This window comes from Kitasatospora sp. NPDC051170, from assembly GCF_044455705.1.
In the GTDB taxonomy this organism is placed as follows: domain Bacteria; phylum Actinomycetota; class Actinomycetes; order Streptomycetales; family Streptomycetaceae; genus Kitasatospora.
In genome coordinates this window covers 624692-646041 of sequence record NZ_JBITFA010000001.1, presented here as the reverse complement: position 1 = coordinate 646041, position 21350 = coordinate 624692, and the positions used below count along the sequence as shown (strand labels likewise).

Sequence of the window (21350 nt, the reverse complement as noted above, 5' to 3'; positions counted from 1 at the left end):
CCTTAGAGCTGACACGAACTCAGGGTCACCTGAGTTCCTTCGGATTGACTGTGAGTCAGTTCGATCACTCTTGACGTGTGCGCGATGCCCGGGGTAGGAAAAGGTGGGGGCCGTCTGTGAATGGCGGGCGCCGCAGTTCGGGTGTCGAGGGGGCGGGAATATTGCCCCGACGTGAATGCGGTGGCCTGGGAATTCTTCCGAGAGGTACAGATGGAGTTTCGATGGAATTAACCAACTGGCGCTGTCCGGGTGGTGGGGGTGGCACCCTCGTCCTCGCCGTGAACTTCGATGCCGGCCGCGGTGACGCCGGGTTCTCCGACCTCGCCGCCTGCCTCGCCGGCCACACCGTCTGGGAGACCGCGCCGCTCCCCGCCACCGGCGACCTGCTGCCGGAGAGTGAGCCCGGGGCGTACGTCCGGCCCTGGCTGGACGAGGTACAGCGCCACGGCCGCCCCGTCGGCGCCGTCCTCGGGATGTGCGCCGCCGCCCCGCTCGCCCAACTCCTCGCCCGGGGCGTGCGGGAGGCCGGCCTCGGCTCACCCCCGGTGCTGCTCTACGACCCGCTGCCCGTCGACCGGGACACCCTGGTGACGGAGTTCGAACTCGCCCTCACCCCGCTGCGCGGCCGGATGACGCCCGCCGAACTCGCCGAGTTCGGCCCGCCCGCTGCCTCGCCCGCTGCCCCGCCCGGCGCCGATCTCGCCGCTGCCGACCTCGTCCCCGACGCCACCGAGCTGCTCCGGACCTACACCCGCGCCGTGCACACCGTCTGCGGACGGCTCGGCGTCGCCGAGAACCTGCGGACCCAGCTCGCCGACCGCTTCACCCGCTACCTCACCTACCTGGCGGCCGCCTCCCGCGCCGACCGGCCGAGCGGCCCCCGCCTCCTCCTGTCCCGCGACCACACCGCGCCCTGGCCGGGCGAGCCCGCACAGACCACCCGCTTCGAGGTGTCCGGCGCCGAGCTGCTCGCCGACCCCGAGGTGGCCGCCTTCACCGAACGGGCGCTGCACCGATGACCGGCGGCGGGCTCCGCGGAGCCGCCCCCGGCGGGCATCCGGCCGAACTGGTGCGCGCCGCCCGGCGCGAGCGCATAGCACGCGACCTCCACGAACACGAGAAGGACTGGCGCCTCCACCCCTTCGACGGGCTGGACCCCCGCGAGGTCTCGGACCAGGCGCTCGCCCGCGAACTGGCCCTTGATCCCTCGCAGCCCGACTCCGAGGACGCAGCCGAGGCGCGGCACCGCCGCAAGCACTTCCCCGTCCTGTTCGTCAGCGCCCCCCACGTCGAAGAGGGCGCCACCGGCTCCTTCCCCGGCATCCCCACCCCGCTGCTCTACGCGACCAGCGTCCTCGACCGGCAGCTGCGCATCGACGAGTTCCCGGCCGCCCGGGTGCCCGAGGTCGTCGGCGTCATGAACCCGCTCGCCTACAGCCCGGCCTTCGAGGCCGAACTGATCCGGTGCCTGAAGCGGCACCGGCCGGCGATGGTCGGCATCAGCAACCTCTCCGAGGGCCACCACTTCGCCCTGCGGATCGCCCGCCTGGTCAAGGAGTCCTCCCCGGACAGCCTGGTCCTGCTCGGCGGCCAGCACGAGGACGCCGTCAACGCCCGCGCCTACCGCTCGGCCTCCCTCCGGGTCGGCGGCATGGACGGCAGGAAGCGCGCCGCGCACGCCCAGTTCGACCTGACGGACACCGAGTACGGCCGCCTCCCGGCCCTGCAGACCCTCGCCGAGCCCGAGGAGCGCGAGACCGTCGACCTGGTCTTCGCCGGCGAGGCCCCGTTCGCCCTCGCCGAGGTGGTGCGGGTGCTCGCCGAACACCTGGACGAGGGCGTCGAAGGCGTCAAGCGGGCCCTGCTCGCGGGCCGCGACCGCTTCGCCCGGCTCCCGGGCACCGGAGAGCTCTTCCTCCACGACCGCGACAGCGACCGCATCGAGTCCGTCGAACTGAGCGGAGCGCCGATCGACGGCAACGAGATCCCGTTCATCGACCTGACCCGGCTCACCCACGAGAACCGCTTCTCGATCTTCGGCAACCGCCTGACCGCCCAGGTGATGGCCGCCATCGGCTGCAAGTACGCGTGCAGCTTCTGCCACGAGTCGGCCGACGCCTTCCTCTACAACCAGCCCAAGATGCGCCAGCGCACCCCCGAGAACGTGGTCAAGGAGATCGCCCTGCGCCGAGAGCAGGGCTTCGAGGCGGTCTTCTTCGACGACAGCACCTTCACCCAGAACCCGCGCTGGCTCGCCGAGTTCCTCGAACTGCTCCGCAAGGAGACCGGCGGGGAGCCGATCGAGTGGGGCTGCCAGACCACCATCAACGACGTCACCCCGGACACCCTGCGCGCCATGGCGCAGGCCGGCTGCAGCTACATCTACTTCGGCGTCGAGTCCGCCGAACCGGACAACGTCGCCGTGCAGAAGGTCCGCCAACTCCGGGTGCTCGCCACCCCGGTGGACTGGGCGACCAGGTTCCGCGAGGTCGCCCACCTCTGCCGCGACCTCGGCATCCGGGTCGGCACCTCCCTCCAGTTCGGCCTCGGCGAGACGGAACGGCAGCGCCTCCACACCCTCGACCTGATCGCCGAACTCCACCGCAGCGGCTGCATCCCCGACGGCTGCGTCGCCCTCAACATCAACAGCCCCTACCCCGGCACCGGACAGTGGCTGGAGATGATCCACAACGGCGCCGAACTCCCCGACTACCGCGTCAAGCTGGAGCGCCACCCGGGCTTCGAGACGGCGCACCAGTTCTCCTCCATCGGCCCCGCCGAGGCCGAGGAGCTCTACCGCCTGGCCGCGGGCAGACTGGGGGCCGCGATCCATGCCTCCGAGTGAGCCCGAAACCCTCATCGACCCGGCGAGCCTGGACGGGCTCAACGCGCACGAGACGGCGTTCCTGTACGAGGAGATCGTCACCCGCCGCGGCTACCTGCCCGAGGGCCTGGACCTGCCCGAGCACGCCGTCGTCCTCGACGTCGGCGCCAACATCGGCGTCTACGCGCTCTTCGTCCGGGCACACCGCCCCACCGCCACCGTCTACGCCTTCGAACCCCTGCCGCCGATCTTCGACAAGCTGCGGCGCAACCTCGCCGCACACGGGGAAGCGGTCAAGCTCTTCCCGTACGGGCTCGCCGACCGTACGGGCGAGGCCCGGTTCACGTTCTACCCGGGCTACACCACGATGTCCGCCCGTAGCGCCCTCGCCGACACCGCGGCGGACCGCGCCTACGTGCGCGACCTCGTCGTCGGTGCTCAGGGCTCCGACCTCGGCGATGCCGCCGACTTCCTCGACGAGATGCTCGACCACCGGTTCCGCGAGGAGCCGTACGACTGCCGGCTGCGCCGGCTGTCCGAGGTCATCGAGGAGGAGCGGCTCACCCGGATCGACATGCTGAAGATCGACGTCCAGCGCGCCGAGGCCGAGGTCCTGCGCGGGATCGACGACCGCCACTGGCCGTTGATCCGCCAGCTCGCCGTCGAGGTCCACGACGAACCCGGCACCCCGACGGCCGGCCGGCTGCACGAGATCACCGCCGCCCTGGAGACCCGCGGCTTCGCCGTCCGGGTCCGCCACGACGGCCCGGCGGCGAACGCCGACCGCGCGATGGTCTTCGCGTCCCGTTCCTTCACACACCCACAGGGAGACACCAGATGTCGGGCATGACACCGCGCGAGTCGCTCGCGACCCAGGGCTTCGCCGGCCCGTTCCCCCGGTTCGCCTCCCCGGAGGTGATCGCCGAACTCGCCGCCTTCTTCGCCGACCTGCTGGAGCGCCAGCCCGAACAGCCCCTCTACGGCCGCTACTCCGTCCGCGACTGGCACCTGGTCAACGAGACCCTGCGCCAGGTGATGACCGCGCCGGAGCTCGTCTCCACCCTCGCCGAGACCACCGGCGCGGACTCCCTCGTCCTCTGGCGCACCAAGCTGTTCGAGAAGTTCCCCGGCGACGGCGCCATCGACTGGCACCAGGAGTACGGCTACTTCGACGGCGAGGAGGTCGGCGGCCACCGCCCCGCCCTGTTCCCGCTCAACCACTCCGGCCAGTGGGACTGGACGCTCTGGATGGCCCTCACCGACGTCTCCGAGGACGACGGCGTGATGGAGTTCGTCAAGGGCTCCCAGCAGGCCCAGTACCCCAAGCGCATGGTCCGCCTCAGCGAGTCCGGCGCCTACGTCGACCCGCGCAACCGCGTCCGCACCAAGGAGGAACTCCTCTCCCGCGCGGCCAACAACAGCCTCATCCTCGACATCGACACCCGCCGCGTCTTCGAGGGCGTCGACGCCGACAAGTACACCCTCGAAGAGCTCTTCGACCAGCTCGAGACCCACTGCGAGGACCTCCTCGCCGTCGTCACCGAACCCTTCGAGCTCGAGCCCGGTGCCACCCGGACCGTCCCCATGAAGGCCGGCGAGTACATCATCTTCACCGAGCGCTGCATGCACCGCTCGCGCGCCTCCCTCCCCACCGCCAAGCCCCGCCTGGCCATCAACGGCCGCTACACCCTCGGCGACACCTGGGTCTACCCCCAGCGCACCACCCGCGACACCGTCGACGGCTCCAACCTCGACATCAGCAAGCACCGCTGCGTCCCCGTCCACGGCACCCGCCTCAACCCGGACAACGCCTACCTGTAACCGGCTCTTCGGGGACGCCCCTCGGGGGGCGTCCCCGCTCAGGGTTCGAAGCTCGCACCGAGCAGGCCGCGACCGGCCGCCGCCGCGGCGCGCCAGACCGGGAGGACGCCGTCGAGCAGGGCGTCGACGTCCTGCCGGTCCGCTTCCGGGTACAGGGCGTCGCGGAGCAGCTGCGCGGCCCGGGCCCGGGCCTCCTCGCCCCAACTGAAGGCCCGTTCGACGGCGGGCAGCGTGTGCCGCACCTCCTCGGGCCCGAGGACGATGTCCCCGAACCACCCGGGCAGCTCGGCGCTGCGCCGCGGCCCGAGCGCGTAGGCCAGGGCGGTCGCCGGATGCCCCTTGCGCACGGAGACCGCGAGATGGGGCAGCTCCCTGTCACACCCGCGCTCCCACGCCTCGTAGACGAGGCCGATCCTCTCGTCCAGCGCGGACGGGCCGGCATCCTCGAGGAACTGCCGCATGCCCGCTTCCGTGCTGCCCGTCCGCTCCCACCGCCGGATCAGCGTCCTGGAGCCGGGGCCTGAGGCTCGGGCTTCGACGGCCGGGGCCAGCTCCGGCGCGTACCGCGCGACGACCTCGGCGTGCATCGGCATCAGGCACCACATGCCCAGGAAACTCACGGTCCGTCACCGCCCGGGCGGTAGCAGCGGGCGTTGCTGGACGGGGGAGGAGAGGATCACCGAGGTGGTGGTGCGGCCGAGGGTGGAGAGGAGTTCGATGAGCTCCTCCAGGTGGGCGGTGTCGCGGGCGGCGATCTTGAGGATCCAGCAGTCCTCGCCGATGACGTGGTGGACCTCGAGGATCTCCGGGCGGTGGAGGAGTTCCTGGCTGCGGAGGTACTTGACGGTCATGCGGGCATGGGGGGAGACGCGGACGAACGCCTGGATGCCGTAGCCGAGGCGGGCGGGGTCGACCCGGGCGGTGTAGCCGGTGACGGCGCCGTCGGCTTCGAGGCGGCGGACGCGTTCGCCGACGGCGGCGGGGCTGAGGCTGACGCGGCGGCCGAGTTCGCTGAGGGTGATCCGGCCCTCGGTCTGGAGGAGTTCCAGGAGGTGCAGGTCGATCGCGTCGAGGGTGCTCGCGGGGCGCACCGCCGAATCGTCGGCGGAGGTGCCGTTCTGCCGTCGGTCTTTCGGCCGTAGTGCCGGAACTCCCACGATCTCCCCTTCAGTCGGTCGGCCCGCACCGTAACACTTGAGGGTATGGAAAACGTGCTCGTCATAGGCGGTAACCGCTACTTCGGACGGGGTCTGGTGACCCTCCTCCGCGACTCCGGCGTCCGGGTCACCGTGCTGAACCGGGGTTCGGCCGCCCCGCCGCCCGGGGTCGCCCACCTCGTCGCCGACCGGGAGGACGAGGCGGCGATGGCCGCCGCCCTGGCCGGGCGGAGCTTCGACGCCGTGGTCGACCAGGTCTGCTACACCCCGCGGCACGCCGAGGCCGCCGTCCGGGCGTTCGCCGGCCGGGTGGGACGGTACGTGATGACCTCCACCATCGAGGTGTACGACACCGGCGAGTGCCGGCCCCTGGGCGTGCCGCTCGCCGAGCAGGTCGTGGACCCGCAGCGCTGGCCGGTGTCGGGGGAAGGCGAGTCGTCGTACGGCGAGGGCAAGCGCCAGGCGGAGGCGGTACTGACCCGCAGCGGCGCGTTCCCCTTCGTCACCGTCCGGGCCGCGCACGTGCTGGGGGCCGACGACTTCACCGGCCGGCTCGCCTCCTACCGCGAGCGGATCGAGGCCGGGCTGCCGGTGACCGTCCACCCGGAGAACCTGCCGTCCTCCTACACCCACGACGCCGAGATGGCCGACGTCCTGCGCTGGGCCGCCGCCGCGGATTTCACCGGCCCCGTCAACGCCTGCTCCCACGGCGAGCTGACCGCCACCGACCTCTGCGACCTCCTCGCGAACGGCCGCCCGTACCGCACGGCCCCGCCCGCCCCCGGAGAGGAAGCCTCACCGTTCTCCTTCGATCGCTACTACGGCATGGACAACTCCCGTGCGGAGAAGCTCGGTTACACCTTCTCCCACACCCGCGACTGGCTGCCCGCGCTCCGCCTTCCGACGTACGAGTGATCACGGGACGATGGTGCCATCCGCACGCCTGCGCGGTCGCGACGGCCGTGGGCCGGACGCGGGCCGGGTCCGGCCGCCGGTGCGGAGCCGGTACAGGGCTCCGGCCAGCGCGGATGTGCCGGGCAGCAGCGGAGTTTGTTGCACCGAAGGTCGGACAATCATGCAAGAAGCACAGGTGGAACGACCGCGGACGGAAAACAGGACAACCCGTGTCGTCCCACCGCGCGCTCCGGCCCCTCCCAGCGCTCTGATCTGCGAAGACCCCCCTCGACCGCCCACGGTTGTTTCAAATCCCCGGGAGAGCGCCCGGCCGACCGGCCGTTCCGCAGCCCCGGTGTGTTCAAGACTTGGCGCACGGCATCCGGCGGGAGGACAGCGACCTCTCCCGGCCCCGTCGTTGTCGGTCGTGCTGTCGGTTGGAGGTCTTCGAGATGAGCGAGCCGCGTAGGCGCCGTGGGGCCAGGGGCGGTGACGGTCCGGTGTCCGCCGCCGTCGTGGTCCTCGTGCTGGCGGTGCTGGCCGTGTTCGTGCTGCTGACGGCGATGGGTCTGTCGGTGGAGACGGTGATCGCCTTATCGAGTGCGGCCGTCGTGACCGCCGCCGAGCTGGTCAGACGGCTGGTGGCGGCCGCCTCCTCCGGACGTGGGCGCGGGTGAGCGGCGGTGGTGGGAAGGCCGAAGGAGGCGGTCCCCGAGGGGGCGCCCGCCGGGGAGCTCGCCGAGTACCTGGAGCGCCTGCGGGCGCGCTGCAAGAAGACGTACGCCCGGATGGCGGTCGAGGCGGGCGTGTCGATGGCGACGCTGTCGCGGGCCACGTCGGGCAAGCGCCGCCCCCGACTGGACGTCGTGCAGACCTTCGTACGCGTCTGCGGTGGCACCCCGTCCGAGCTCCGGAAGGCGGAGCGGCTGTGGCGCCGGACCCCGGCCCGGGCGAGCGCGAAGCGGGGGAAGCCCTCCGCCAAGTGGCGTGAGCCCGACGCGCTGCGCGAACCGCAGCACCTCCGGGAGCTCATGCGGGCGGCCTGGGAGGCGAGCGGCAGCCCGTCGCTGCGCGAGATGGAGCAGCGGACGGAACACCTGGCCTCGCACCTGTCCAGGAGCACCCTCGGCCAGGCCCTGCGGCCCGGGTCGGCGCCGACCAAGCGGGTGTTCTGCCGCTTCATGGTGATGATCGCGGGTTTCGCCGGCTCGCCCGCCGCCCGGTACGAGGCCGAGACCTGGGACGCGGTGTGGGCGCGCGTCCACACCGCGTCCCAGGGCGTGCAGGAGCCTTCGCGTCGCCGCGCGGCCGCGAAGGCGCGGGCGAACGAGGCGCCCTTGACCAGGCGCCGCTCCCGGCCCGCGCCCTCGCGGCCGTGGACGCGGCCGGGCCCTTCGAGGGAACTCGCGGACTGGCTGAACACCCTCTTCGTCCGGGCGGACATGCCCTCGCTCGTGGACATCGCCGAGGCCGTACGGCTGGACGACCAGCTGGACTCCCTCCCGGGCAAGGACCTCGTGCGCCGACTGCTGCGCACCTCGGCCCTCGGCACCCAGAACGACACGGTCGCCGTCGCCGTGGTCCTGGCCCGGATGGCGGGGGTCGACCCCGGCACCGCCGCCGGGCACACCCGCGAGCTGTGGGTCCGGGCGGCGACGCAGCGCCCGTACGGTCTCGCGGTGAGCGAGGCGACGGACCCGCTGGCCCTGGGCGTCCGCGAGGCATTCCCGGTGCCCGAGGCGGGGGAGGCGCTGCCGGTGCTGCCCCCGTACGTCCCGCGCGAGCACGACCAGGCGCTGGGGCAGGCCGTCTGGCGGGCCGTCGCCGGCCAGAGCGCGATGGTCGTCGCCCGGGGGCGACGGGCCACGGGCAAAACCCGCAGCTGTGTGGAGGCGCTGCGGGCCGTCCCCGGCAGCTGGCGGCTCTGGCACCCGGCGGACCCGTCCAACGGCGAGGCCGTGGTCGAGGGACTGGGCCAGGCCGGACCGTCCACCGTGCTGTGGCTCGACCGGATCGAGCAGGTCCTCGACCCGGCCCGCTGCCACCTCGCCGGGACGGTCCACGCCGAGATCGTCGACGCGCTGCACGACCCCCGCAGGGCGCCGATCCTGGTGCTCGGCACGGTCTCCTCCGCCGCGGGCCTCCTGACCCGCTCCGACGGCCGGGCCCCCGCCGCGAAGGCGGCGGCCCGCGCCCTGATCGAGGACTCGGCCGTCGACGTCCCGGACCGCTTCACCGAGGGCGAGCTGGCCCGCCTGGCCGAACTCGCCGGTACGGACCCGAGGTTGGCCCTCGCCCACGCCAAGGCACCCGGCTCCGTCGCCCGCTTCCTGTCCGCCGACCGGAGCCCGGACACGCTGATCGAGCCCCAGAGCTTCCTCACCGCCGTCGACCAGGGCGACAGCACCACCCTGATGATGGGCGGCGCGCTCCTCCAGGAGTCCGGGCGCGTGGAGGAGGCCGCGATCTGGTACCAGCGCGCCGCCGAGGCCGGCGACACCCAGGCCCTCGAACCCGCGGCCGTGATGCTCAGCGAGAGCGGAACCCCGTACGAGGCCATCAGGTGGCTGCGCATGCTCGCCGAGTCCGGCGACGCCGCCGCCGCCGTCACCGCCGCCCGAAGGCTCCTGCGCGACGGCCGCGACGACGAGGCCGTCGAGCACTACCAGCGGGCCGCCGCCATCGACGGCACCAGCCGCACCCTGCGGGCGGCGGTGTCGCTGATGCAGCGCACCGGACGGGCGGAGGAGGCGGTGCGGTGGCTCCAGGACCTGGCCGCCGCCGGCAACCCGGCGGCCCTGCGCGAGGCCGCCTCCCTCCTGTGGGAGGCGGGCGACACGGACGGCGCCCTGCGCTTCTACCGCGAGGCCGGCGCCGCCGGGGACCTCGAGGCGTGGCGCGACGCCGCCGAACACCTCCAGGGGCTCGGCCGCGACGAGGAGGCCCTCCTCATCTACCGCGAGGCGGTGCGCGCCGGGGACGAACTGAGCCTGCTCCCGCTCGCCGACCTGCTCGCGACGCAGGGACAGCAGGACGAGGCGCTGGAGATCTACCTGGAGGCCGTCGAGAAGGACCCCGACCACCCGGACCTCGCCGTCATCCGCCGCGTGGCCGCCGTCTACCGGCTGAAGGGCTGCCCCCAGCAGGCCCTCCGCTGGTACCGGAAGGCGACCGAGCACGGCGACATCACGGCCTTCCTGCAGATCGGCCTGGTCCTGCGGGGCGAGTGCGACGTCTCCCTGAAGCCCCCCGACCTGCAACTCGTCGAGGACGCCGTGGCCGCGTTCACGAAGGCCGCCGCCGCAGGTGAGCGCCACGCCCACCGCGAGGCCGCATGGCTCCTCTGGAAGTACCACGGCCTGGACGCCGCCATCGCCTGGCTCCAGGACCGCCTCTCCACGGGCGACCGCCGCGCCGAACGGGAGATGGCCGACCTCCTCCGCGAGGCCAACCGCCCCGACGAAGCCCTGCGGTGGTACTCCCGAGCCGCCGACCGCGGCAGCCGCTACGCCGCCGGCCACGCCCTCCGCCTGCGGGACCACCTCTCCTCCGGCGGAGGAACGCCCGGCAGCGGCGAGGGGCTCGGCGATTGAAGGGAAGGGGTCCACGGGCGCTCTCGGCTACGAACCCGAGGGCGCGCCTACCCTGTCGAGGCTCACGCCTGGCCCGGGGGCACGTCGTCTCCCGCCGTGCCCCCTGCCTCCCAGCGCAGGAGGTCGCCCGGCTGGCACACGAGCACCTCGCAGAGCGCGGCGAGGGTCGCGAAGCGCACCGCTCTGGCGCGGCCGTTCTTGAGCACCGCCAGGTTGGCGGGGGTGATCCCCACCCGGTCGGCGAGCTCGCCCACGGACATCTTGCGCCTGGCCAGCATCACGTCGATGTCGACGACGATGGGCATCAGATCACCTCGTCCAACTCGGCCTTCAGCTGCGCCGCTTCGACGTCGCGCGCGACGGCCTGGGCGAGCAGCATCCGCAGCACGAGCACGATGAGCGCGACCCCGAGGATCGCCACACCGACCCCGGCCATGATGACGGTGACGCCCGGATCGTCCCGCTGGCCCGGCGCGTTGATGGCGGTGACCGTGAACCACACGAGGGCGGCGGCCACGATCGCGCCGATCACGCCGTCCACATAGCGGAAGGCGGCGTGGGAGAACACGGTGCCGCGCCGGACCATCGCCACCAGCCGCCACACGCAGACCAGGGCGACCTGGGCCGACGCCATCCCCAGGATCGTGACCAGGCGCAGCGGGGTCAGGGGGAGCGACCCCTCCACCGGTTTGGTGGCCATCGCCCACACCATCATGGCCTGGATCAACACCGTCCCGGCGAGCACCACCGCCAGCACCGCGCGCAGCGCACGTACGGCCAACTTTCCCACGGCCCATCATTCCTTCCGATCGAACTACGATCGGAATCTATCGAATATCGATAGGTGGAGCAAGAAGCCTTGCCTTGCGCATGTCTTGAACTCCGGTCGGCGTAGGTGTCAGTACTTATTTCGCCGATTGTGAGCGCTAATACGGCGCAAGTGCCTGGACGCCGAGGCCAAGGGCACGGCCAACGGCACCAAGGCGATCATCTGGGACTGCAACGGCCAGACCGACCAGCAGTGGACCTTCAACTCCGACGGCACCGTCACCGAGGGCGAGGGTGTGGTCGGCCGGATCCACGGGCACGACGCGGGCGGTCGCCGTCCTCGGCTCCTCGCAGCGGTCGGTCTCCCGCGGCCGTGTGGTCCCACGTCCGACGGACGGTCACGGTCGGCGCAGGTCCAGGTAGCCCTCCGGTTTGAGTACGTAGCGGTTGGCCTCCAGGGCAGCGGTGAAGCGTTGCAGCAGGCTCAGCCAGCCGGCGGCGGCGACGCCCTGGGGCATTTCGTGGTCCAGGGCGATCACCTGGCCGTAGCGGCCGCCCGGCCCGGGGTCGAGGTCGAGGGCGTTGATGGTGCCGCCCTCGTCGGCCTTGAGCAGGATCCAGCCCTCGCGCGGGAAGTAGTCCACGCGGATCGCGGCGTTCGGGTCCTGCGGGCCGTGGTCGACCACCGAGCCGATGTCCGCGCAGCGGTAGCGCGGCAGCCAGGCCACGTCCACCTGGTCGGGCATGCCTGTCACCAGGTCCGGGAAGTGGAAGTGCCGGTGGACCAGGCAGGAGGCGGCGAACTCCACGGGGAGCCGGAAGCCGAGTTCCCGCTCGACCTCGGCGATCTCCGCGAGGGTGGCCGGCGGGCCGTATTCCACGGGGAAGTCCGGGAACCGCTCGGCCAGCTGCTGCTCGATGCGCTGCCACAGGGCGGCGACGGCGGGCTGGACCCGGGCCAGGTCGGCGGCGTCCCACTGCTCCTGGGGACGGGGTGCGGCCGGGTCGGTGACGCCCTCGCCCGTCAGGAGGTCCTGCTCGCGCTCGCGCTCGGCCGCATCCAGCAGGCCGAGTTCGAAGGCGGCGCGCCAGCGGATCTCGTTGCCGTGGCGGCCGTCGCGGGCGATCTCCCGGAGCACGTCGACGGCGCGGTCACGATGCGAGGGCCCGCATGCCTTCACCCGGGTCGAGACCGCGTGCTCGGGCTTGAACAGGGCGGGGTCCGCGGGGTCCGGCCGGTGTACCAGGTACCGCTCCGGGGCGGCGGCCAGAGCGCGCAGTTCGCTGTCGGCCAGGGCGGGCACCAGCCGCGGGTCGGCCTCGTGCAGCGCGGTGACGACACGGCAGGGGAACACCCCGCGCTCGACAGCGCCGCGCAGCGCGGCGAGCACCTGGTCGGCGGTGCCCAGCTCCAGCAGCACGCGGACCGCGTCGGTCACGGTGTGCTCCGGCGCGGCGCCGGCGGCCCGCCGCATCCGCGAGATCACCTGGGCTCGCTCCTGCGGGCCCGCGTGGGCGTGCTCCCGGGCGAAGACCACCGCGTCGAAGTCGCCGGCCTCGGCGTAGGCGGTTTCGGCACTCTCGCGGTGGGCGGGGTCGAGCGCGGCGAGCGCGATCGCGGTGCTCAGGTGCTGCCAGGACGCGGCGCCGCCGTGGACCGGGTGGCGGGTGACCGGGTCGCTCTCCGGGTCGGACAGGTATCGGGCGAGCATCCGCACGGCGGCCGGCCCCTCGCCCCGGACCAGTTCCACGATCGCCCGGGCCAGCGCCGCCCGGCCCCGGAAGTCGTGGTCCAGGCAGTGCCGCAGCGCCACGCCGACGGCGGCGCTGCGGGCGGCCAGGCCGATCCTGGCCACGGCGCCGACCGGCGGGGGCCCGTCGGCGACCCTGCGCCGCGCGGCCGCCACCACATCGTCCACCCGCAGCGACTGCGGCATCAGTACGGCCGCCGGGCACAGGTGCCCCGCATCCGTACGTTCCCCACCCGACATCCGTGCCTCCCCGCACTCGCGCCTCCACGATCCGGCGCGGCCGACCCTACCGGCCGTCCCGGACACCCCTGCCGCCCAGGGCACCGCCCGCGTCCGAGGGGCGGTCCCCTGGGCCGGGCGTGCGCGGCGCGAGGCGTGCGCAGACCCGGCCGGGTTGCGGGCCGGCCCGTCGAGGGGGGTGATGGAGACAGGAACGTCCGACAGCCGGCCGAGGAGGCAGCCCATGTCCCACCACAAGTCGAACAAGGCGGTCGAGGGGGACCCGGACAGCGGACACGGACGCGGGCTGCCGCGCCGGCCCGACGAGCCGGAGCTGGAGGAGCGCACGCGGGAGGACCGAGAGGAAGCCGGCCTGCCGCCCGACGAGGAGGACGCTGCGGGAGCGGACCAGGACAGCGGGCCCTGATCCGGCGTTGCCGGCCGATGGTCACGGACCCAGGCGGGCCAGGAACTCCTGCGCAGCGGCCGCCACGGCGGCCGGGGACTCCAGCGGGAGCAGATGCCCGGCCTCAGGCACGACCGTCAGCTCCGCCCGGGGAAGATGCGGGAGCAGGCACTCGCGCAGCACCCCGGGCGGCTCGACCGCATCGTGCTGCCCGGCCAGCACCGCGACCGGCACGTCGATGGCACCTACCTCCCCGGTGATGTCGCGCGCTATGTCGCGCAGCGGCCACTCCTGGCGCGCATCGGGCGCGCAGCCGAGCGAGGACACCGTCCCAGGTGCGCGGAGCCGCCCCAGCAGTGGGCGAACACGAGCACCGGCCCCCGCCGTCCACGTGCTGGCCCTGGTCGCATCCGGAACCGGCACCCACGAGGTCGACTTCCGCCACTACCGGCTGCGATCCGGCAGCGTCGTATGGGTGCGTCCCGGCACGGTCCACCGGTGGAGCGACATCGACACCTGCGACGGCCCGCTGGTCCTCTTCCGCACCGGTGCGCCCGCCGACCGCCGGGTCGAGGAAACGCCCGCACCCATCTGCCTGCAGTTGGACCCTCAGCGCCTCGGCCTCGCCCTGCACGCCGCCGAGCGCCGCCTACCGTGCCGCCGTCGAAGAGCACTTCACCACCTCGCACCGGGCGGGCGACTACGCCGAAGCCCTCGGGTATGACCCGCGCACCCTCACCCCGCGCCACCCGCGCCGCCACCGGCACGGGTGCCAAGGCATACCTCGACGGGCGCATCCTGCTGGAAGCCCAGCGGCTGCTCGCCCACACCGACCTCACCGTCGTCGCCTGCGCCATGCGCCTCGGGTTCGGGGACGCCGGCAACTTCACCGCCTTCTTCCGCCGCCAGGCCGGCATGCCCCCGGCCGCGTGGCGCACGGCCTACGCCGCTGCCTCGAAGACGTCGTCCGTTCTCCGCCACAGGGGTGGCCTGCCCGGTTTGCGGCCGCGGAGCGGACGGCAGCGCGCGGGTGCGGTCCACGGTCCACGGTCCACGGTCCACGGTCCACGGTCCACGGTCCACGGTCCACGGTCCACGGTCCACGGTCCACGGTGCGCGCGAGCGGTGAGCGCACGGCGGGGCCGGGTCGCGCTCATCTGCCTGTCATCGGTCTTCGACCGACGTCGCCGACAGCCGTCGGACATTGCCCAGGCTGTGCCCGGCCCGTTCCCGGTTCGCCCGAGCCGCGGAGGAGGCCCGCGCGCAGTTCACCGCGCTGACGCCGGAGTCCGACATCGACGACCTGGACCTGGCAGCCGCGTTCCCGCGGCACGGACATCTGGAGGCCGGTACGCCCGGGATGGCCAGGTGTTCCCAGGTCAGCGGTCGTGCCCGGCCAGGAGGTCGGGCAGGGTGCCGATGGCGTCGAGGGCGACGGCGAGTTCGCCGACCACCAGCGGGTCCTCCAGCGGGCCGCGCAGGTGTTCCTGGAGCCTGCGCATGCGGTAGCGGACGGTGTTGGGATGGCAGTAGAGGGCCTGGGCGGCGTCGGCGGCCGAGCCGCGGGCCTTGATCCAGGCCTGGGCGGTGGTCAGCAGCGTGGTGCGCTCGTTCTCGGGCAGGCTCAGCAGCCCGCCGAGGACCCGGTTGACGGCCCGGCGGGTGCTGTCGAGGTTGGCGAGCACCAGGTCGGTGAGCGGGGCGTCGTCGAGCTGGCGGACCGCGGCCTGGCCCGGCGGCAGGGAGTCCAAGGCGACCTGGGCATAGCGCAGTTGGTGGTGGGTCTGGTCGAGGCGGCGGTAGCGGGGGCTGACGCCGACCCGGGCGGTGGACAGTGCCTGCAGGGCGGCCAGAACGGGCTGCTCGTCGCCGTGGGCGGGCAGGGACAGGACGCCGATCTCGCTGCCGGGCCCGGCACGCCAGGCCGTTCCCACCTCCAGGGCGCGCAGGCGGTGGTCGAGGCCGGGCAGCGGTGGTCGGCCGGGACTGAGGGTCTCGGCGACGGCGATCAGGAAGCGGCCCTGCGGGGGGAAGCCCAGCAGGCGGGCGATCTCCCAGACCTCCTCGCCGTCGGCGCCGGGTCCGTCCAGCAGGGCCGCGAGCAGGGCCGAGCGCCGCCGGTCGGCTTCCACCATCCGCTCGGCGGCGGCCTGCCGGTAGGAGTCGGTGAGCGCGGTCGAGTAGGTGTCGGCCAGCGCCCAGATCCGCGAGCCCGCGCCGAGGAGGGCCTGGGCGGCGGCGGGGCCGTAGTCCTCGGCCTCGGCGAGCAGTTGGTCCCAGAAGTAGGCGAACGTCAGCCGGTAGACCCGCAGCACGTCCGCGAGCGGCGCTCCCTGCAGCGCGCGTACGCGGCCGGTGGCGGTCGGGGCGGAGACGTCGCACGGCTTCGCAGCCTGGTCCGGCAGATGGGTCAGGATGAACTCCACGCTGCCGCGCAGCCCTTCGCGCAGTGCCTCGCCGCCCACCGTCGTGCCCCGGTAGAAGGGGATCTCCCGCACGGTGAGTTCGGCCATGGCGGCGACGAGTTCGTCGATCCGGCCCTCCAGGGCCCGGGCCAGGTCCGCCAGATGGGGGTCGGGAGCCTTCACACTGCGCACGCAGCCGAGCCTAGGGCACCAGCCGCCCGCAGCCGGCCGCAACCGCCCGCTCCTTCCGATTCCCCGGGTGCGCACCGGGTCGGTGCCCGGCCCGCCGGGCCCACAAGGGCTCGCGGCAGGGGGTGTTGTCGCCGGGGACAGGGTTCCTTGTTCGCCAGGCCGTAGCGGAGCCGGCCTGTGCGGGCCGATGATCACCACTCGTGTTGGCAGCCGCACCTGGAAGAGATACGGACCTGATGGGCAACCTGGCCACCGAGCTGACTGCCGCTGCGGTGCGTTACCCGTTCCACCCGGTGTTCCGCAGCGGGCGGGAGGTGCTCTCCTTCGTCGACCTGGACGAGTTCGGTGGCCGGGTCGCCGGTGGCCTGTACGCCCGCGGGGTGCGGGCGGGAAGCCGGGTGGTCCTCCGACTGACGGGCGGGCCGGCGCTGCCCGTCCTGTTCTACGGGGCGTTGCGCATCGGCGCGGTGGTGAGCGTGCCGGAGGCCGGGGCCTCGGGCGGGCGGGCCGGGCACCTGGTTCTCTCTTCCGTGCCTGGGATCGTGTTCGCCGGGCCGGGCACGGCGGGTGCGGCCGGCCCCCCGGCGGTTCCGGTCGGGGCGGACTTCCTCGACCAGTTGCTGTTCTGGCCGCAGCTCGCCCACAGCGTCCCCCGTGGCGACGACGACCCGGCCGTGTCCAGCCGCCGTACCCGAGCCGGGATCGGCACGCCCCGGGTGCTGACCCACGGCGGCCTGCGGGCCCGCGCCACGGCCGTACCCGGCCTGGGCCCCGGCCGCGTGCTGCCCGTCCCGCCCGCCGGGGACGACCCGCACGGGTTTCTGACGGCGCTGCACGCCTGCGTCCTGGCCGGGGCCTGCCTGTCCGAGCGGACGGTGGACGGCCCTGCTCCGGGGAACCGCTGACCGGGCCGCGCCGCCCCGAGCGGCTACGGCCCGGCGGGCGCGGTCCGCCCCGGGCTGCACGTGGACGAGTTCTCCGACTTCCTGCCGCTGCTGCACCCCCGCTTCGGTGCGGACGCGTGGGTTGTGGTGGCGACGACCAGCAGGATCGTGGCGAACACCCGGGTGAGCGTTCTCATGGCCTGCCTCTCAGCCCGTATCCGGTCGCGGGGGAGCATCAGCGGGCCCATTGCTGATTGCTCTGGCCGTTGCAGGTCCACAGGTCGACCAGGGCGCCGTTGGCGGTGGACCGGCCGGTGACGTCGAGGCAGAGTCCGGACTGGACGCCCGTGACGGTGCCGTCGGTGTTCACCTTCCACTGCTGGTTCGGCTGGTTGTTGCAGGTCCAGATCCCGACCTTGGTTCCGGGCGTGGTCTGGCCGTGGTCCGCGTCCAGGCACATCTGCTGGCCGCTGCCGGAGTAGACGGTGAGCTGGTTGGACGCGGTATACGTCCACTGCTGGTTCGCCTGGGCGTTGCACTCCCAGATGGCCACCTGCGTGCCCGGGGTGGTGGTCGAGTTCGGCACGTCCAGGCACTTGGCCGCACCGACCGCGCGCAGCGCGCCGCCCGTCGGGGCGCTGGTGCCGCCCGCGACGCGGAACATGGTGGTGCCGTGCGCCGGGACGGAGGCGCTGATGGTGCCCGTGGTGGTCGAGGTCGCGCCGGACCACAGGTCGGTGAGGGTGTAGCCGGCCGCCCCGCTCTTCCCGATCGCGGCGGCGGTGGTGCCGATGGTCGCGGTCGATCCGGTCTCGTTGAACAGGGCCACCGAGACGTCCCCGTTCGCCAGCGGCTTGGCCAGGACGTCGAGGCCGTTGACGGAGGACACCAGGGTGCCCTGCTTGCCCAGGGGGTCCTGGTCCACCGCGATCACCCGGGTGTTGGTGAGCGTGGCCAGGGTGGCGGGGCCGGCCGAGGCGATGTCGGTGCCCGCGATCAGCGGAGCGGCCATCTCGGCCCACAGGCTGAACTCGGAGCGGGCCTCGACCTCGCTGAGGGAGCCGTTGCCCACCTCCAGCATGTCCGGGTCGTTCCAGTGGCCGGGCCCGGCGTAGGCGGCCAGGTTCACGTTGCTGTGGAAGATCGACAGCATGCTGGAATAGCTCGCGTTGATGTCGTTCGTGGTGCGCCAGCTGTTGCCGACCGAGGCGCCCCAGGTCCACACGTTCTCCTCGCCCCAGTTGCACAGGCTGAACAGGATGGGCCGACCGGTCCCGGCCAGGGCGTCACGCATCGCGGTGTAGCGGGCCTGCGCGGGTGCCTTGGTGCCGTTGGGGCAGGTGTTCAGCCAACAGCCGGGCCCCGCGTAGCAGTTGTCGTACTTCAGGTAGTCCACGCCCCAGGCGGCGAAGGACTGGGCGTCGGTGGTCTCGTGCCCGAGGCTGCCGGGGAAGCCGGCGCAGGTCTGGAGCCCGGCGGACTCGTAGATGCCCAGCTTCAGGCCCAGCGAGTGGACGTAGTCGGCGGTGCCCTTGATCCCGTCGGGGAACCTGCCCGGGTCCGGAACCAGGCGGCCGTCGGAACCCCGCGAGTGGGTCATCCAGCAGTCGTCGATGTTGACGTACTCGTATCCGGCGCTCTGCATGCCGTTGTCGTGCATGGCGAGCGCGGTGGACTTGATCAGCGCCTCGGAGACGTTGCAGCCGTAGGCGTTCCAGTCGTTGAAGCCCATCTGCGGTGTGGCCGCAAGGCCGTTGCCGGCCGCGGCGGCGGGGATGCTGCCCGCTGCGGCGGCCGGCGCGGCTGCGTCCGGGGAGAACAGGGGGAGTGCGAGGGCGAGGAGTAAGGCCGACAGCACGCCGGCGAGCCTCCTTCGCAGGCGGGTGGTGCGCGGGTGGGGGTGGAGCATGTCATCGCCTCCTGACAGGCATGGTGTGGGCATGACAAACGCCGGAATGGGATCCCCCCGACGGTCTCCCGAACGGCGGTTCAGGAATGCGCCGGCATTCCAGGGGGTGGGGGAATGTGAGCGCTAACAATCCATCGAGGAGACATGCCCGTGGCGCATGTCCCCAACTCCGGCGGTTGAAAGGCTCCAGTACCCCGGACACCGCGTCAACCCTTCTCGCACAGCCCCGCCCCTGTTCGGCGCCCAGCCTCGCCGCGGTTGCGGCGTACGTCCCGCGAGAGGTTCTCGGCCGTGCGCGACGGCTGGGCGCGAACCGGTGTTACTGCGGTTCTTCCTGCCACTCGATGCAGGTCGGTCGGAGGCCGCCGGAGAGCACGAACTCCTTCACGGCCTGACGGACCAGGTCGACGGGAATCTCCGGTGACTTCCAGAACTCCCTCGGGTACGTGGCCAGCGTGTAGGTCACGTACTCCTTCTCGGCCGTGCCACTCGGAACGAACCAGCCGTCCGCGTCCGCGAAGGCGACGATGCCGACCTGTTCCCCGGGGTCGATCCCGACCAGGAACTCGTGATCAGGGAACTCCGCCGGGACGGTCGTGCGGTCCAGCGAGAACAGCCGGGCCATGTTGTGGCTCGGGTGTCCGGCGACGAGCGCTTCGATCAGCCGATCGACGGCGTCCTCCGAATCGAGGACGAGGGGCTTCTGATGGTGCTCCTCCTGGAAAATCGCCTCAGCACCCCGCACGGTTCCTGCCTCCGTTGTCTGTGCCCCGCCCTGGCCCGGCTCACCGGGGGCCGGGTTCCGCGGTGACGAACTCAGCTGTCATGCGAGCCGGTTCAGTTCTTCCGCCCGGCTCTCAGAACTCTTCCTCCTGCCATTCGATGCAGGTCGGAAGACGGCCGCCGTTCTCAAGGAATTCCTTCACGGCCCGGCGGACGTTCTCGATGGGAATCTCCGATCCGGGCATGAACTCCCGCACATGCCCGAGGAGCATGTACTCGCCTATGCCGCGATCCACCGAGCCTTTCGACACGAGGTTCTCGTCGTCCGCGAGGGTCAGTGCACCGGTCCGGGCGATCCTGTCGACCCCGACCGCCAACTCGTGATCTCGGTATCCCGACGGCAGTGTGGGGCGATCGAGCGAGTACACCACGGCGCAGTTGCGGTCGTGGCGCCCATTCAGCAAGGCGTCGATGAAGGAATCCACGTCATCCGCGCTGGAGAGCAGGCCGGGAGCTTCGGTGTGCTCGGATCGGAACTGTACCTCCAGCCCTTTGACCGTCATCCCCTGCCTCCGAAACGGTGACTCGTCACCACACCTGACTCTGCGTCGCGTCAGTGTACCGTCGGCGTCCCGCCGCCCGGGGCGGGATTCCACTCCCGCCTGCGAGAAGGCTGCAGTCCGGGTCCGGCACCCGCAAAACGGTCGAAGGCCCCTTCGGAAATTCCGAAGGGGCCTTCGACGCGGTGACGTCAACTGCCGATGTCCGGCCTGCTCATCATCCCGCGAGGAACGGCCGCGAGGGATTCTCCCTCGCCTCGGCCCACCGCTGTTCGAAGAGGTCCGACGGGATCTCCTCGACCCAGATGTCGTCGTGGTCATCGAGCTCCGCGAAGGGAGGAAGAGGGTCGGGGCTCAGGGAGATCCCGCCCCTCCCTTCGTCCGCTGCGACCCACTCGACCTTGCCGCTTCCGTAGTACGCGACCTTGCGCACCTCTCTTCCCTCGGCGCTGATCTCGCTGAGGAACTCGGAAGGCTCGCCGGGCCCATGGCTCGGGTGCGCCGTCCGCAGGTACCACGCCTTGGCCGGCGCTCCCTGCCTCCGACGCAGCTCCTGGGCGAGGGTCTGCTGGGCCCAGTGGCGCCGAACGCATTCGGGCCTCTCCGCCCGGCACGCCGGCCAGTCGCAGGCGCCGCCGCACGGCCCGCCCGGCTTCCAGCCGAACTCCTCGGCGTGCCCGGCCAGTGTCGACCGGGATGCCGCGAGGTTCTCCCGCAGCAGATCGAGGTGCGCGGTGAACGCCGAAGGGTCCGATGCGCCGAGTGCCATGACCCGCTCCTCGGCCTCCTGCCAGGACCGCTCCTGGTGTGCGAAGGCCGAGTCCGACAGGGAGAGCGGGGGCACTCCTCGCGCCTTCGCCAGATTGGTGTCGAAGTTCCGCCAGAGCGCCTCCGCCTCCATGTACGGAGACCGGGGCGTCGGGTAGTACCTCGGCCACTGGGCCTCGCTGACCAGGATGGCCACGGATGCGATGCCCGCCTGCAGATAGGCCGGATCGTGTTCGTCGATGGTGTCTGCCGCCCGCCGGTAGTCGTCGAGGACGATCAGCGCCTCCTCGGGCGCAGGACGCCCGGCGAGAGAAGCCTCGACGACGCTTTCCGTCGCAGCCTTGATCGGAGAATCAAGTGCATCGAGCAGCGGAAGTATGCGGATCAGGCAGAATGCTCCACCGTGCATAGCGATTCCTTGCATATCGGATTGGCGCCCTATTTTCAGTCGACTGGAGATGTGCCGCGTCATGGTT

The 21350-nt window shown here is 72.4% G+C and carries 21 protein-coding genes and 2 pseudogenes; 12 read left to right on the top strand and 11 right to left on the bottom strand.

Annotated features, from left to right (window positions below; translation table 11 throughout):
* Nucleotides 1–221: 221 nt before the first annotated feature.
* The 4 genes from ACIBCA_RS02960 to ACIBCA_RS02945 are packed head-to-tail and all read left to right on the top strand — an operon-like array spanning nt 222 to nt 4645.
* Nucleotides 222–1019 (top strand): hypothetical protein, encoded by a 798-nt coding sequence (locus ACIBCA_RS02960; protein WP_396281011.1) that lies wholly within the window; start codon nt 222–224, stop codon nt 1017–1019.
* The gene (locus ACIBCA_RS02955) at nt 1016–2845 is read left to right on the top strand and encodes a B12-binding domain-containing radical SAM protein (protein WP_396281010.1); all 1830 of its coding nucleotides are present in this window, start codon (nt 1016–1018) and stop codon (nt 2843–2845) included. Before ACIBCA_RS02960 ends, ACIBCA_RS02955 begins: the two co-directional genes overlap by 4 nt.
* Nucleotides 2832–3674: an FkbM family methyltransferase gene (locus tag ACIBCA_RS02950; RefSeq protein ID WP_396281009.1), complete on the top strand. Its 843-nt coding sequence runs from the start codon at nt 2832–2834 to the stop codon at nt 3672–3674. Before ACIBCA_RS02955 ends, ACIBCA_RS02950 begins: the two co-directional genes overlap by 14 nt.
* A complete protein-coding gene (locus tag ACIBCA_RS02945; protein WP_396281008.1) occupies nt 3662–4645 on the top strand; it encodes a phytanoyl-CoA dioxygenase family protein in 984 nt (327 codons plus the stop codon). The genes ACIBCA_RS02950 and ACIBCA_RS02945 overlap by 13 nt, the downstream gene beginning before the upstream one ends.
* A gap of 38 nt (nt 4646–4683) precedes the next feature.
* Here the strand turns inward: ACIBCA_RS02945 and ACIBCA_RS02940 are convergent, their stop codons facing one another.
* A complete protein-coding gene (locus tag ACIBCA_RS02940) occupies nt 4684–5265 on the bottom strand; it encodes a hypothetical protein (RefSeq protein WP_396281007.1) in 582 nt (193 codons plus the stop codon).
* Nucleotides 5266–5271: 6 nt separating this feature from the next.
* Nucleotides 5272–5736, bottom strand: coding sequence for an Lrp/AsnC family transcriptional regulator (locus ACIBCA_RS02935; protein ID WP_396281006.1), 465 nt, complete (start codon nt 5734–5736; stop codon nt 5272–5274).
* A gap of 111 nt (nt 5737–5847) precedes the next feature.
* On the opposite strand from ACIBCA_RS02935, the gene ACIBCA_RS02930 reads away from it, so the two are divergent.
* The 3 genes from ACIBCA_RS02930 (at nt 5848) to ACIBCA_RS02920 (ending at nt 10289) form a co-directional block, all read left to right on the top strand.
* Entirely contained in the window at nt 5848–6717 is an 870-nt protein-coding gene (locus tag ACIBCA_RS02930; protein ID WP_396281005.1) for an NAD-dependent epimerase/dehydratase family protein, read from the top strand.
* 479 nt (nt 6718–7196) lie between these two features.
* On the top strand, nt 7197–7373 hold the full coding sequence (locus ACIBCA_RS02925) for a hypothetical protein (protein ID WP_396281004.1): 177 nt from the start codon (nt 7197–7199) through the stop codon (nt 7371–7373).
* A 6-nt stretch (nt 7374–7379) separates the two neighbouring features.
* On the top strand, nt 7380–10289 hold the full coding sequence (locus tag ACIBCA_RS02920; protein WP_396281003.1) for a helix-turn-helix domain-containing protein: 2910 nt from the start codon (nt 7380–7382) through the stop codon (nt 10287–10289).
* A 62-nt stretch (nt 10290–10351) separates the two neighbouring features.
* Here ACIBCA_RS02920 and ACIBCA_RS02915 read toward each other — a convergent pair whose 3' ends face one another.
* Complete coding sequence (locus ACIBCA_RS02915; protein ID WP_396281002.1) at nt 10352–10594, bottom strand: helix-turn-helix domain-containing protein; 243 nt, start codon at nt 10592–10594, stop codon at nt 10352–10354.
* Entirely contained in the window at nt 10594–11079 is a 486-nt protein-coding gene (locus tag ACIBCA_RS02910) for a DUF2975 domain-containing protein (RefSeq protein WP_396281001.1), read from the bottom strand. The genes ACIBCA_RS02915 and ACIBCA_RS02910 overlap by 1 nt, the downstream gene beginning before the upstream one ends.
* A gap of 139 nt (nt 11080–11218) precedes the next feature.
* On the opposite strand from ACIBCA_RS02910, the pseudogene ACIBCA_RS02905 reads away from it, so the two are divergent.
* A pseudogene (locus ACIBCA_RS02905) lies at nt 11219–11287 on the top strand (RICIN domain-containing protein); the annotation flags it as partial.
* Between the two features lie 168 nt (nt 11288–11455).
* On the opposite strand, the gene ACIBCA_RS02900 reads toward ACIBCA_RS02905, so the two are convergent.
* Nucleotides 11456–13048, bottom strand: a complete 1593-nt coding sequence (locus ACIBCA_RS02900; RefSeq protein WP_396281000.1) for an SMI1/KNR4 family protein — start codon at nt 13046–13048, stop codon at nt 11456–11458.
* A 223-nt stretch (nt 13049–13271) separates the two neighbouring features.
* Here ACIBCA_RS02900 and ACIBCA_RS02895 point away from each other — a divergent pair, with 223 nt between their 5' ends.
* Nucleotides 13272–13454 carry a hypothetical protein gene (locus tag ACIBCA_RS02895; protein WP_396280999.1) on the top strand — a complete coding sequence of 61 codons (183 nt, stop codon included), beginning with the start codon at nt 13272–13274 and terminating at the stop codon, nt 13452–13454.
* 21 nt (nt 13455–13475) lie between these two features.
* Here ACIBCA_RS02895 and ACIBCA_RS02890 read toward each other — a convergent pair whose 3' ends face one another.
* Nucleotides 13476–13760 carry an alpha/beta fold hydrolase gene (locus ACIBCA_RS02890; protein ID WP_396281243.1) on the bottom strand — a complete coding sequence of 95 codons (285 nt, stop codon included), beginning with the start codon at nt 13758–13760 and terminating at the stop codon, nt 13476–13478.
* Here ACIBCA_RS02890 and ACIBCA_RS02885 point away from each other — a divergent pair.
* Both ACIBCA_RS02885 and ACIBCA_RS02880 read left to right on the top strand, forming a co-directional pair.
* A complete protein-coding gene (locus tag ACIBCA_RS02885; protein ID WP_396280998.1) occupies nt 13672–14157 on the top strand; it encodes an AraC family ligand binding domain-containing protein in 486 nt (161 codons plus the stop codon). The genes ACIBCA_RS02890 and ACIBCA_RS02885 overlap by 89 nt on opposite strands.
* Nucleotides 14154–14312 (top strand): annotated as a pseudogene (locus ACIBCA_RS02880) (helix-turn-helix domain-containing protein); the annotation flags it as partial. The gene ACIBCA_RS02885 and the pseudogene ACIBCA_RS02880, both read left to right, overlap by 4 nt.
* Nucleotides 14313–14812: 500 nt before the next feature.
* Here the strand turns inward: ACIBCA_RS02880 and ACIBCA_RS02875 are convergent.
* Nucleotides 14813–16030 (bottom strand): PucR family transcriptional regulator, encoded by a 1218-nt coding sequence (locus tag ACIBCA_RS02875; protein WP_396280997.1) that lies wholly within the window; start codon nt 16028–16030, stop codon nt 14813–14815.
* Nucleotides 16031–16266: 236 nt separating this feature from the next.
* Between ACIBCA_RS02875 and ACIBCA_RS02870 the strand changes: the two genes are divergently transcribed.
* Nucleotides 16267–16935 carry an AMP-binding protein gene (locus ACIBCA_RS02870; protein WP_396280996.1) on the top strand — a complete coding sequence of 223 codons (669 nt, stop codon included), beginning with the start codon at nt 16267–16269 and terminating at the stop codon, nt 16933–16935.
* Nucleotides 16936–17149: 214 nt separating this feature from the next.
* Here the strand turns inward: ACIBCA_RS02870 and ACIBCA_RS02865 are convergent, their stop codons facing one another.
* From ACIBCA_RS02865 to ACIBCA_RS02850, 4 genes are all read right to left on the bottom strand, one after another.
* On the bottom strand, nt 17150–18823 hold the full coding sequence (locus ACIBCA_RS02865; protein WP_396280995.1) for a glycoside hydrolase family 27 protein: 1674 nt from the start codon (nt 18821–18823) through the stop codon (nt 17150–17152).
* Nucleotides 18824–19142: 319 nt separating this feature from the next.
* Nucleotides 19143–19568 (bottom strand): Imm1 family immunity protein, encoded by a 426-nt coding sequence (locus tag ACIBCA_RS02860; RefSeq protein ID WP_396280994.1) that lies wholly within the window; start codon nt 19566–19568, stop codon nt 19143–19145.
* A gap of 112 nt (nt 19569–19680) precedes the next feature.
* Nucleotides 19681–20109 carry an Imm1 family immunity protein gene (locus tag ACIBCA_RS02855; RefSeq protein ID WP_396280993.1) on the bottom strand — a complete coding sequence of 143 codons (429 nt, stop codon included), beginning with the start codon at nt 20107–20109 and terminating at the stop codon, nt 19681–19683.
* A 214-nt stretch (nt 20110–20323) separates the two neighbouring features.
* Nucleotides 20324–21283, bottom strand: a complete 960-nt coding sequence (locus ACIBCA_RS02850; protein WP_396280992.1) for a DUF6881 domain-containing protein — start codon at nt 21281–21283, stop codon at nt 20324–20326.
* Nucleotides 21284–21350 lie beyond the last annotated feature (67 nt).